The sequence below is a fragment of the Tenacibaculum profundi genome (assembly GCF_052050075.1).
Taxonomy (GTDB): Bacteria; Bacteroidota; Bacteroidia; order Flavobacteriales; family Flavobacteriaceae; genus Polaribacter.
Map to the genome: position 1 here is coordinate 2,121,865 of NZ_CP197225.1, position 13,001 is coordinate 2,134,865.

The 13,001-nt window shown below is 31.4% G+C and carries 8 protein-coding genes; 1 reads left to right on the forward strand and 7 read right to left on the reverse strand.

The window, feature by feature from the left end; genetic code table 11:
• Positions 1 to 35 precede the first annotated feature (35 nt).
• The 7 genes from ACSIGE_RS08660 to ACSIGE_RS08690 form a co-directional block, all read right to left on the reverse strand.
• A complete protein-coding gene (locus ACSIGE_RS08660) occupies positions 36 to 2,570 on the reverse strand; it encodes a TonB-dependent receptor domain-containing protein (RefSeq protein WP_440879476.1) in 2,535 nt (844 codons plus the stop codon).
• Between the two features lie 105 nt (positions 2,571 to 2,675).
• Positions 2,676 to 4,244: a glucose-6-phosphate isomerase gene (gene pgi, locus ACSIGE_RS08665; RefSeq protein ID WP_440879477.1), complete on the reverse strand. Its 1,569-nt coding sequence runs from the start codon at positions 4,242 to 4,244 to the stop codon at positions 2,676 to 2,678.
• A gap of 3 nt (positions 4,245 to 4,247) precedes the next feature.
• A complete protein-coding gene (locus tag ACSIGE_RS08670) occupies positions 4,248 to 5,531 on the reverse strand; it encodes a peptidoglycan DD-metalloendopeptidase family protein (protein ID WP_440879478.1) in 1,284 nt (427 codons plus the stop codon).
• An 85-nt stretch (positions 5,532 to 5,616) separates the two neighbouring features.
• Positions 5,617 to 6,396 carry a DUF3108 domain-containing protein gene (locus ACSIGE_RS08675; protein WP_440879479.1) on the reverse strand — a complete coding sequence of 260 codons (780 nt, stop codon included), beginning with the start codon at positions 6,394 to 6,396 and terminating at the stop codon, positions 5,617 to 5,619.
• Between the two features lie 120 nt (positions 6,397 to 6,516).
• Positions 6,517 to 7,434, reverse strand: coding sequence for a tryptophan 2,3-dioxygenase family protein (locus tag ACSIGE_RS08680; RefSeq protein ID WP_440879480.1), 918 nt, complete (start codon positions 7,432 to 7,434; stop codon positions 6,517 to 6,519).
• Between the two features lie 246 nt (positions 7,435 to 7,680).
• Entirely contained in the window at positions 7,681 to 8,841 is a 1,161-nt protein-coding gene (gene hppD, locus ACSIGE_RS08685) for a 4-hydroxyphenylpyruvate dioxygenase (RefSeq protein WP_440879481.1), read from the reverse strand.
• A 336-nt stretch (positions 8,842 to 9,177) separates the two neighbouring features.
• On the reverse strand, positions 9,178 to 10,335 hold the full coding sequence (locus ACSIGE_RS08690) for a homogentisate 1,2-dioxygenase (RefSeq protein WP_440879482.1): 1,158 nt from the start codon (positions 10,333 to 10,335) through the stop codon (positions 9,178 to 9,180).
• A gap of 337 nt (positions 10,336 to 10,672) precedes the next feature.
• Here ACSIGE_RS08690 and ACSIGE_RS08695 point away from each other — a divergent pair, with 337 nt between their 5' ends.
• Positions 10,673 to 12,994, forward strand: a complete 2,322-nt coding sequence (locus ACSIGE_RS08695; protein ID WP_440879483.1) for a TonB-dependent receptor — start codon at positions 10,673 to 10,675, stop codon at positions 12,992 to 12,994.
• Positions 12,995 to 13,001 lie beyond the last annotated feature (7 nt).

Consider the following 13,001-nt stretch of genomic DNA (forward strand, 5'->3'; position numbering starts at 1 on the left):
TTGAAGTGCTTTTTTTGTGTTTGTGTTTTATAAATCTAAAAACTTAATTTAATTGAGGCATTCCATGTTCTACCATACCCAAATCTAGCTCTATTACTAGTATTTAAACCTTTCCAATTCTCTGACGGGTTAACTGAAGCAGGAGTATTTCCATTTACAGACTCAAGGTATACTTCATCAAATAAATTATTAACATTTAATCTAAAACTAATTCCTTTTAAGTAGGTGTTTTCTTTTAACTTTGGGCTAATTGATATTCCTAAATCCGCAATATTATACGTAGGTAATTTTAAAGACTCTTGAGTTAAAGAACCAACAGAATATAGATCTTTATAGAAATTCCAATTAGCATCAACAGATAAAATTGATAAAAGTTTATAGTCTACAGTAACTCCTGCAGTTGTTTGAGCAGCGCCTCCTACTTTGAACCCATCTAATTGGACCGATGTAGAAGAACCTATTTCATCTCCATCTGAATCAAACGTTCTTTGTCGTCCATTCCCATTAAATTGCCAATCTCCAACAGAAACGAATCCGTTTACCTTTAGCCCTTTCAAAGGTCTTGTAAACACCTCCAACTCTACTCCCATGTGAATCTGTTCAACTCCTTGTGTTTGATATGATTCATAAGCAGGGGTATCAAAAATCTCTCCATTATTTGATAACAATGTTCTATTTCCCCAAGTCGTATGATAAGCATTTAAATTTGCGGAAACAAACTCACTTCCAAACTGATAACCAAGTTCAAATCCAGTTATTTTTTGATTTTCCACTGCAGGTATAATTAAATCATTCGAGTTTCTTATATTATCAAAAAGATCATCATGAAATGGCTGTCTTGAATAATATCCTACATTACCAAATACCTTATGATTTTCAGTGATTTCATATGCTGTACCAGCCTTTAAATTATAACCAAAGTTAGATACTTTTTCTGAATCAGTCGATTCTGTAAAATTATAATGATCTGTTTTAACATGATCCTGATTTGATAAAGAACCTTGAAAAAATGCAGATAATTTATCACTCGAATACTCCAATTGTGTAAATAAACCATAATATGTTATATTTTCCTCGTAATCATAATCTAATCTTTGGTCATGATCAGTATTAGGATTAAATAACATTCCCCACGGATTTATTCCCCCATATGTATTAGATATTGTATAGTTTCCAGAAAAAGTACTAGACTCATCTATTGAAGAAATTCCAACAAACTCATTTACACCTCTAAAATGGAGTCCATTATAGGTCCTAATATCAGCACCGATATTAAAATTAAAATTCTCGGACAATTCGTTCGAATAATTTGAAACTAAACCATACCAATTATGATTGTTATATGAGCCTCTTGCAAAACCTGTTCCGTTCGATATTCTTTCAGAAACAAAAGCTCCCCTTCCAAGAGATCCGTACAAAACAGATGAAAGTGACGAACTTTCATTTATATTCCAGTCCCAAGATAAATTGGCTACGGGCTTATGGTAAATATTTCTTCCTCCTGGATAACGCTTACCCTCTGGACCATTTATAAGGTTTGGACTATTTACCCCTTCCTCGTTCCAACTATTATACCTTATTCCATTATCTAAAAATTCTTGAATTGTTCCTCTTCCCGCAGCTGCATGCCATTGTGGTGCCCCTGTTAAAAGGAAATTGAATGTATTATTAATATTTGGTTGGTAACCTACAGAAAAGAAATATGTTTGCCCTTGACCACCTGTATAATTTACATAGCCATCACCTTGCCAATGCCCCAACAAAGAAGAAAAAGACCATCCCTTTTCACTTACTCCTGTTGAATAATAGATTGTACTTTTAATATAGTTATTATTCGCTACAGTTTGTTTAATATATCCGCCTGATTTATTGTCAATAGTTTTTGTAACTATGTTAACGGTACCTCCAACAGAAGAAATAGCTAATTTTGAAGAACCTAACCCCCTTTGTACTTGTATCGCATTCGCTACATCCATTACACCAGACCAATTAGACCAATACATTTTCCCATCTTCCATTCCGTTTATAGGCTGCCCATTTAATAAAAAGGCTGTATTAGTCTGATCAAAACCTCTCAAAAACATTTGACCATCACCGAAACCACCAGCTTTTATATTTTGAACAGATGGTGTGGATTTTAAAATTTCAGGTAAATCCCAGTTTGCTGCTTTATCCTGAATCTCAGCTGATTTAATTGTTGATACTGCAATTGGTGTTTTTCTTCCCTCAGCTAAATCGATAACCCCTCTTCCTACGACTACAACCTCTGTCAATAGATTTGATGAAATTAGCTGAATTGTTCCCAAGTCGCTAGAGGTATACGAAACTTCTTTTGATTCATATCCTACAAAAGAAACCAGTACAACTCCCGAACTCGATTCTACATTTAAAATAAATTTACCGTCAAAGTCAGTTGCAGCACCACTTGTTGTTCCTTTTACAACAATATTGGCACCCGGCAATGGATCTCCCATTTCATCCACTACTTTTCCCGTAATTTTAGTTTGTCCTAAAATGGTAGCTGTTACAAAAAACAAAGCTCCCAGTAAAATGTTTTTAATATTTTTCATTATCTAATTTAATTATTAAATAGCCTTTGCAAAATTCTAATATTTACTTATTCCTAACATTAATTTAATGTTAAATTTTTTAACATTTGTTTATTATTTACGTTCTTAATTAATTAACATTTTTTTTGCTAATTCCTTACCTAGTTCTACACCATATTGATCAAAAGAATAAATATTCCATAAAACACCTTGAGTAAAGACCTTATGTTCATACATGGAAATTAACATCCCTAAATTTTTAGGCGTCAACTTTTTGATAATCAGTGATGTTGAAGGTTTATTCCCTGAAAAAACTTTGTATGGAAGCAGTCGGGCCATAGCGTCGATATGTCCAGCCATTTTTAAATCTAAATGTGCTTCTTCAATTGTTTTTCCAAAAGCCAATGCTTCTATTTGCCCATAAAAATTTGCCATTAATTTTTTATGATGCTCTTCATCTCCATGCAATGGTTTTTCAAAACCAATGAAATCAGAAGGGATAATTTTAGTTCCTTGATGCAATAACTGCATAAAGGAATGTTGCATATTCGTCCCTACACTTCCCCAAACAATTGTACCTGTTTGGTAATCTACTTTTTCTCCATTCCTATCTACTTCCTTTCCATTACTTTCCATGAAAGCTTGCTGCAAGTACTCAGGTAGATATTTCAAATAATGTGTATAGCTAAAAATTGCCTCAGATTCGCAATTCAAAAAATTATTATACCAAATACTGAGTAATGATAATACAACCGGAATGTTTTCTTCAAATGGTGCTGTTCTGTAGTGAATGTCCATTTTCTCAGCTCCATCCAATAACTCTTTAAACTTATCAAAACCTAGGGCAAGACTAACCGTTATACCTACTGCTGACCACAAAGAAAAACGACCACCAACCCAATCCCAAATAGGAAAAATATTTTTTTTATCAATTCCAAAATTTATAACTGCTTTTGTATTTGTAGATACTGCTACAAAATGCTTCGCTATATCAAAAACTGTTGCTGAATTTAAAAACCAGTCTCTTATTGTATTTGCATTCGTTATTGTTTCTTGGGTTGTAAATGTCTTAGAAACGATAACAAAAATTGTTGTTTCTGGATTTATATTTTTTAATACCTCGTAAACATGGTCTCCATCGATATTTGAAATAAAATGTGTTTTTAACTTGTTTTTATAGTATTTCAAGGATTCTATAACCATTCTTGGACCAAAATCTGACCCTCCAATACCTATGTTAACAATATCTGTTATTTGTTTATCTGAATATCCTCTCCATTTTCCTGAAATTACCTTTCCGGAAAAAGTCTTAATTTTCCTTAGAGTTGTTTTAATTTGGGGCTTAATATCTTTACCATCAACCAGAATCGGATCTTCTGAGTTACTTCGAAGTGCGGTATGAAGAACAGATCTTTTCTCCGTAACATTAATCATATCACCTGAAAAATATTTCTCTATTGCTTCTTTTAAATCTACAGCATCCGCCAAAGACAATAAATTACCTATTGTTTCTTGAGAAATTAAGTTTTTTGAAAAATCTACTTTAAAGTCATCAAACTGAATTGTCAATTGTTTTTGTCTCTGATTATTCTCTTGAAAAAGCTTTCTCAAGTTAAATTGTTGTGTGTCTTTGTAATGATTTTCTAGTGTTCGCCAAGCTTCAGTTTTAGTCGGATTAATGCTGTTCAACGCCATGTTTTAATTAGTTGCTAGATTTTCTTTGTCCAAAAATATAGAATCTGTTTTTTTAAAAAAATAAATACTATCTAATTGTTTTTTAAATGGCTTTATAAATTCGAAATATCTAGGCTTAATACTGTCTGCCAATGGTTTCGCTGCTGGAAGTTTTTCTCTAAATGGATCCACTTGTGCTCCATTTTTCCAAAAACGATAGCAAACATGAGGTCCACTAGTGTTTCCTGTCATTCCAACCCATCCAATAATATCTCCTTGCTTCACATAATCTCCCACACGTACTTTCCTTCTTTTCATGTGTAAATATTGTGTTGTGTATGTACTATTATGCTTTACCTTTACATAATTTCCATTTCCTCCTCGCCTCCTAGACTCTACTATCGTTCCACTTGCTGTAGTCATAATTGGTGTTCCATAAGGGGCCGCAAAATCAGTTCCTCTGTGCGCACGTACCCTGTTACCATAAAGCTTAATTCTTCTCCGTAAATTAAATCTTGATGAAATTCTATATTGAAATTTTATAGGCGATTTTAGAAAAGTACTCCTCAACATATTTCCTTTTTCATCATAATATTCTGCATCACTCTTAATTGTATCTGCAATGAATTTATAAGCATATAAATGTTCTCCTTTATGATTAAAAAGAGCTGCTTTTACGTCGCCATACCCAACAAAAGTAGTATCATTAATAAACTTTTCTTCGTAAATAAGTTTAAAACTATCTCCCTTTTGAAGACGATAAAAATCCAAAGTCCATGCATAAATATCTGCTACGGTATTGGTAAATGTTGGCCGCAAACCAAGACTATCTATAGTAACAGAAAGGCTAGAGTTTATTTCACCTGCAACTTCTTTTTCTACAATTTTTATTTTCTTTTTATGCTTAAAAGCTGAAATAACAGAATCTTTAAAATCAATAATCGTTGATTGTACTTTATTATGCTTATATATAAACACTTGTGCTTTCTGAAGAGAATCTTTTGAGGTGAGTATGGTATATGGTTTTCCTGACCTAACTCTTCTAACATCAAATGTATCTTTAATAGTTGTGGCAATTTTATTTATTTTAGGGTACATTACATGGTGCCTATCCAAAATTACAGCAAAACTTTCACCATTTTCAATGGTATCATGAACTACATTAAATTGATCTAAATTATAACCCAAAAACATTATTGGCTTCGGTTTCTTTATTTCTTTTATTTCAATAGTTTTTTTTTCAGCCTGTTTTTTACACGATAAAAAAAAGCCTATGATAACTAGTAGTATGTATATTAATTGTTTCAAAAAGAGATAAGTTTAATGAGTGTCTTCACAAAAATACAAATATTTACATTTGATTTTTATTTTTTAACAACTCACAAACAACTTATTACTTTGTGAAAACAATTTCAAAAGGATTTGCGAGACCCTTATATGCTTCAAGCTCGGCTCTTAAAGAACCAACAGCAAGAGAAGCCTTCATTTTTATAGGAATCTTATTATCGTCTGCAGTGATCCAAACAGTAACACTTTCCTTTGCTTCGAATACTCTACCTGCCTGAACTATAGGCTGGAATTTCTGAGTTTTTACTTTTCCGAACTTTGTTTTTAAGATCTCATAACCTAAAAACCTTAACTTAAAAGGGTAACTCCTATCATCAAAGAACATAGATACATTAATCTCATCTCCTTTTTTCATGTTTTTTGTATTATGATTTCTTAAAAAATAGAAGGTTGAGATCATATCCTGAGGACTCTTTACTGAAATAACACTATCTTTTTTATTAATAAAGTCTTCAACATAAGCCGTGTTATCCTGATAATTAAACGTAATATTTTTTCTCTTTTTATACCCTCCTTCATCAATATCTCTTATAAATAGGTAGGGTTTAATACTTTCGGGGGTAAAATAACTCTCATACCTATCTTTAACTTTAAAAAACCAACTAATCATCCCTGAAGTACGTCCTTTACCTATTGCGTGAATAACTTCTTTTCCTTTTAACGTTTCATTTTTAAGCTCCAAGGTTGCAGTCCCTGCTCTTAAGAAACCACTATAGCTCATTTTATATTGCAACCATTCTCCTCCTTTAAAAGCTTTAGGAGCCCCCTGTGCATTGATATTCAAGGTAAGCGATATTAGAGCTAAATAGGTTATATTTTTTATCATCTATTTTTTTATTTAAATAAAACATTTAATCTTATGACAATCAAACTTATGAATTTTGATGGACAAATTCCATTTCAAAAAATAAAAAGCCACTGATTTTAAATCAATGGCTATAGTTTATTAAAAAGTTCCCCAACTTTTAAGCTCCTCTTGACTCCATAAGTAAGGAAAAAAAATGCGTCTTTGATATTTTGGGTGTAAATACTTTCTCCAATTACTACCACCAGTAGCTTCTAAAGCTGTTTCATCTCCTCCTAAATACTTTCCTGCAGCATTATAATGCGCCATTACCCATTTAACATTAACGGTATAGTCATAATGTCTCATAGCATTAATTAGTCCTTTATCTTTTTGTGTTTCTTTCGGTAACTGTTTAAACTTTTCAGATAGATTACACCCTCTATAATCTTTCATGAAATCAATAAACTCTCCCATATATTTTTTTTCAAAAAGCTTTAACAAGGTTGTTTTTTGTCCTGTACTATAATTTTTTCCTGCAGCCTGCCAATATAGGTGATCATATGCTTTCTGAAAAGACAAGTTTTCATTAAACTGATCTCTAAATCTTGAGTCTATTAAATTTATTAATTCTGTTGAAGCAAATTCAACTTTTCTATACTGGGCACTTTGAAAACCACTCGCAGGAGTTAATGTATTCCTAAATTTTAAATATTGCTCAACATCCATTCCTTCTGCCATTACTAAAAATGAGCTACAAAGCATATCAAAATAACGACTAATTCTTGTTAAGTGTTTTGAAAATTTTTCTGCAGCAATTTCAATCGACTTCGCCACTTGATCTATTTCCCATAAAATCATTTTAAACAACAATTCATTTACCTGATGATACATTATAAATACCATTTCATCTGGTTCTGTTGTTCTGGGTATTTGCAGCCCTAAAAGGGCGTCCGTTTGTATATAATCCCAATATGTTATTGGTTTACTCCAAAGAAGCCCTTCTAGCATTGCTTCTGTTGAAACTCCAAGCTCACTATATTTGTTTTCTATAGCTCTTAATATTTCCTCTTTCTTCATGTTTCAAAATTATGTTAATTACTGTTGATTCATTTCCTATTAAATAACAATTGAATACTCCTAAGATTGATTTCTTTAGAAGAAAATTGGTTAGTATTCTTTTTTCAGCAAAGGTAATCATATCAAAGCGAGTTAACTTCAATTAAGAAAAAGGAGATTTTATATTGATGTATCGATCCATAAAAAAACAAAAAGCCAAGAAAATAAAAAGATGTAATTCTTGGCTTTTTTATAATAAAAAGTTTTTTATAGGGTTCCTCTTAGTTGCTGTTCTCTCTCGATAGATTCAAATAATGCCTTGAAATTTCCAGCTCCGAATCCACGAGCTCCCATTCTTTGAATTATTTCAAAAAACAAAGTGGGTCTATCTTCAACAGGCTTTGTAAATATTTGTAATAAATACCCTTCTTCATCAGCATCTACCAAAATAGACAACTCTTGTAATTTTGCAATATCTTCTTTCATAATTTCCATATGAACCCCTAATCTTTCTGGAATCATATCGTAATACGATTGAGGTGGTGGCGGTAAAAACTCAACTCCATTTGCTTTTAATTGTGCTACTGTTTTAATAATATCGTCCGTTGCTACCGCAATATGTTGTACTCCTTCCCCCTCGTAAAAGTCTAAATACTCCTCTATTTGTGATCTTTTGGGAGCCTTAGCGGGTTCATTTATAGGGAATTTAACTCTTCCATTTCCATTACTCATTACCTTACTCATTAAGGCAGAATACTCTGTATGTATTTGCTTGTCATCAAATGACAAGAAATTTTCAAACCCCATTACATCTTCATACCATTTAACCCATTTATTCATTTGTCCCCAACCAACGTTGCCGACCATATGATCTATATACTTTAAACCTGCGCTTGGAGGGTTGTAATCTGGATTCCATTCTTTAAACCCTGGCAAAAAAGTTCCTTTATAATTTTTCCTTTCAACAAACATATGAACTGTTTCACCATACGTATATATACCCGCTCGTACAACCTCTCCATTATCATCTTTCTCAACAGTAGGCTCCATGTATGATTTTGCTCCTCTTTTGGTTGTTTCCTCCCAAGCTGAACGAGCATCTTCCACCCAAAGAGCCACCACTTTTACGCCATCGCCATGTTTTACAATATGATCATTTACTGGCGACTTACTATTTAATGGCGTCGTAAGTACTAGTCTTATTTTATCTTGTTTTAACACATAACTCACAGAATCCTTTGAACCTGTTTCTAAACCACGATAGGCATGCGATTGAAAACCAAAAGCAGTTTTATAAAAATGAGCAGATTGTTTTGCATTACCAACATAAAATTCAACGTAATCTGTTCCTAAAAGAGGTAAAAAATCTTGAGCTCCGTCAAATATTTTCTCTAAGCCATAGTTTACCGATTTTATTTTTTTTGACATGTGTTTTTATTTTTTAAGGAAATCGAGATTTATTTTGTTCTTTACAAAATCGTTTTTCTGTGAAAATCTCACTGATATTTCCTTGGATTTTTATTAATTTTTATTGTGTTATTTTAGGTTATGATCGAGATAAACCTAATATTTTTGAGTAAACTAGCATTGTAATTTACAAAAAATAATTCACTAATTAACAGAAATATAACTATCAAAATTTAGGAATAACTAGCCTAAAGCACCTTAATTTTTGTCTCTTATATTTAAATAAGAGAAATCATTATCGCTAAGTTATATTTTTTGTACTGTAAATTATTTTAACTTTTCTGCAAGTACCATCTTTTACTCTAGCCAAGATTTATGATAGTCGTCATCAGCTATTTTCATTGCCTCTTCCGTTACCATTAATGGTTTAAATGTATCTACCATTACCGCCAACTCCTCTGTTTCTGTTTCACCTATACTTCTTTCAGTTGCACCTGGATGAGGGCCATGTGGAATTCCTGCTGGATGTAATGAAATATGGCCAGGAGCAATATCGTTTCTACTCATAAAATCTCCATCTACATAATAAAGAACCTCATCTGAATCAATATTGCTGTGATTATAAGGTGCTGGAATTGAATCTGGATGGTAATCATATAACCTAGGTACAAAACTACATATTACAAAACCTGCACTTTCAAAAGTTTGATGAATTGGAGGGGGTAAATGTATTCTACCTGTAATTGGTTCGAAGTCATGAATTGAAAAGGCATAAGGATAATTAAATCCATCATAACCAACCACATCAAATGGATGAGATGCATATACCATTTCGATAATTTCATCCTTCTTTTTAATTTTCATTAAAAAGTCTCCTTTTTCATCATGAGTTTCTAACTCTTCAGGTCTTCGAATATCTCGCTCACAATATGGAGAATGTTCTAAAAGTTGACCAAACCAATTCCTATATCTTTTAGGAGTATAAACTGGGCTATAAGATTCTATTATAAATAATCGGTTATCTTCGTCATCAAAGTCTAATTTATATATTACCCCTCTAGGAATTACTAAATAGTCTCCATACTTAAATTTTATGTTACCCAATATTGTTCGAAGTTTACCAGAACCCTTATGGATAAATATAACCTCGTCAGCATCCGTATTTTTATAAAAATAATTTTTTGTTGATTTTCTAGGTGCTGATAAAATTATATTACATTCATTGTTAGTTAGAACAACTTTTCTACTCTCAAGATAATCGTCATATTGAGGTACTTGAAAACCTCGAAAACGAAATGATTGGATGTTATTGGGTTTAGCTATTTTAGGCTTAACACTATATTGCTTTTCGATTTTTTTGACCATTGTTGGTCTGTAGTTATGATACATATTCGTTGACATTCCGTCAAATCCTATAGTACCGAAAAGCTGTTCGTAATATAAATCACCATTCTCTTTTCTAAATTGAGTGTGGCGTTTGGGTGGAATTTTTCCTAATTTGTGATAAAAAGGCATAATTATTCGATTTAAAGATTATTTTTTTTCATTATTAGTTCTTTAAATCGAGGTTACTCTGGATTTCTTTTGATAAAAAATTTTAGAAGTAATAATAAGCCTTCGTTTACATTACAAACCATCATAATTTTATGTCGTTTTACAAATATACATATTTATTCAGAGTTCTTAAGTATCATTTTAATGGTAAAATGGTGTACTCCGAATAAAACCACGCCAAATAAAAGAAAGCTAACAAGAAAAATCAAAAAGTAGTTATTATTTAAATTAATTCTAAATAAATTTTGACAAACAAAAACCGATTCTTATTTTTGCTATTTTTATTAAATCTAAATAAATGAAAAGGGCTTTTATTTTGTTATGTTTTCTTACTACATCTAATTTTGCTCAAAGACAAATATCGGGAGTAATTCAAGACATTTATAACAGACCTATTTCTGGAGTTAATATCAAAATTAAAAACTCAAATATAGGAACCAATACTGATTTAAACGGTTATTTTGAGCTATTTTTTGACTCTAAATACACAACCTTGGTGGTAAGGTCTTTAGGTTACAAAACGAAAGATGTTCTTTTAAGAAAACATAAAAACCATTTCAACATTACGCTAGAAGAAAACCATATTTCGTTGAATGAAGTTCAAATCAAAACGAAATCAAACATAGAAAAAATCAAAGAAAAAGCATTTGAAGTATCACTCCTTGAAACTAAACAATTAAAAAATTCAAATACGAATATCAACACTGCTTTAAAAGGCATTTCTGGAATTAATATAAGACAATCAGGAGGTGTCGGTTCTTCTTTTTCATTATCCATGAATGGGCTTTCTGGTAAACAGATTAAATTTTTTATCGATGGAATTCCTATGGACAATTTAGGCTCTTCTTTAAGTTTAAATAATTTTCCTTCAAACCTAATTAATCATATAGAAATCTATAAAGGTGTAATACCCATTGAACTTGGTGCTGATGCCCTTGGCGGAGCCATCAATATAGTATCTAATCATCAACTTAATGATTATTTAGATTTTTCATATAGCACAGGATCTTTCAATACCCATGTATTATCTTTTTTAGGTCAACATTACAATAAAAATAATGGGTTTACCGCTAAAATTACTTCTTTTATAAACTATTCTGACAACAACTTTACCATAGATAACATTGACACTTATGATAACTTAGGTAATATTAATGGTACAATTGATAATGTTGAACGTTTTCATGATGCTTATGCTTCCAATATGATAAAAATAAACCTAGGCTATCAAAACAGGTACTTTGCCAAAAAATTGATATTGGGTGGTGTTTTTTCTTCTAATAGAAATGAAATTCAACACGCATTAGACCCACAAAAACCTTATGGAGGTGCTCTAACAAAAGAAATATTAAATAAAGTTTCACTAAACTATGAAAACGACCAAATTTTTAAAAAAAAACTTTATCTTAAAATATACGCTACTGCTTTTAAAAAATACGCAAAATTAATCGATACCGTTTCTAAAAAATTCTACTGGTATAAAGCGCCTGAAAATAGTAATACAGCTACTGGAGAAATTGGCCCAAAATCTTTATTTAGAATCGAAGACGAGTCACATATATTCAACTCTTTAATAAAATACCATTTTACACGGAAACAGAATATTGTTATGAATTATACTAAAAATTACTTATTGAGAAAAGGTAAAGACCCAATAGCTACTTCTAGAGTGCCTTTTACAGATCCGCATAAACTAAGTAAACACGTCCTTGGTCTATCCTTTAATTCTATTTTTTTCGATCGTTCTATAAAAACCACTTTTTTTGCGAAGTATTTTAATATGGAAACCTATGGAATTATCAATGCTATTTACAAGAATGAATCTGACCCAACCAAATATACCCCTGAAAATAATTTTTATAATAAAATAGGGGGTGGCTTTGCAGCAAGATTTCAACCAGTACAAGAATTAACCGTAAAAACCTCTTTTGAAAAAGCATATCGTTTGCCCGAAGGGTATGAAATATTTGGAAACGGTAATTTATTGCTTACAAATCTAAAACTGATTCCAGAGGAAAGTCATAATTACAATTTAGGTCTTTCATATCGTACTACAAAAACTAAAGGTTTTAAATTTAATTTTGCTGCTAATGGATTTTATCGTGATGCAAAAAACATGATTATTCTGCAAGCACAAGCCTTATTTTCAAAATATTTAAATAAAGCTAATTCAAAAATCATTGGCTTTGAGCTAGAGTCTGAATATAGTTATAAAAACTGGAAGCTATCGGCTAATATTACCAAGCAAGAAATTACTGAAAAAGATCAAAACAATATAAAAATTAGAATACCTAACATACCGTTATTGTATGGAAACATTCGTTTAAACTATAATATTAATTCTCTTTTTAATGATCACAGTTCACTAAACTTGAATTGGAATAGTAGATATGTGGATGGTTACCCCCTACAGTCTTACAAACTAGGTAATGAGAGAGATAGAAAGTTAATCCCTAGTCAATTTTCACAAGATTTTGAAGCCAGCTATTCTTTTCAAAAAAGAAAATATAACGTTTCATTACTAATCAGTAATTTTACCAATGAACGCTTATATGACAATTTTAGAATTCAACAACCAGGACGTGCTTACTACGTGAAGCTTCGTTATGCAATACCATAAATTAAAT

Excerpts from the sequence above, each read along its gene's own strand:
- ACSIGE_RS08660 (WP_440879476.1), bottom strand. The coding sequence starts at position 2,570 with ATGAAAAATATTAAAAACATTTTACTGGGAGCTTTGTTTTTTGTAACA.
- pgi (WP_440879477.1), bottom strand. The coding sequence starts at position 4,244 with ATGGCGTTGAACAGCATTAATCCGACTAAAACTGAAGCTTGGCGAACA.
- ACSIGE_RS08675 (WP_440879479.1), bottom strand. The coding sequence starts at position 6,396 with ATGATAAAAAATATAACCTATTTAGCTCTAATATCGCTTACCTTGAAT.
- ACSIGE_RS08680 (WP_440879480.1), bottom strand. The coding sequence starts at position 7,434 with ATGAAGAAAGAGGAAATATTAAGAGCTATAGAAAACAAATATAGTGAG.
- hppD (WP_440879481.1), bottom strand. The coding sequence starts at position 8,841 with ATGTCAAAAAAAATAAAATCGGTAAACTATGGCTTAGAGAAAATATTT.
- ACSIGE_RS08690 (WP_440879482.1), bottom strand. The coding sequence starts at position 10,335 with ATGCCTTTTTATCACAAATTAGGAAAAATTCCACCCAAACGCCACACT.
- ACSIGE_RS08695 (WP_440879483.1), top strand. The coding sequence starts at position 10,673 with ATGAAAAGGGCTTTTATTTTGTTATGTTTTCTTACTACATCTAATTTT.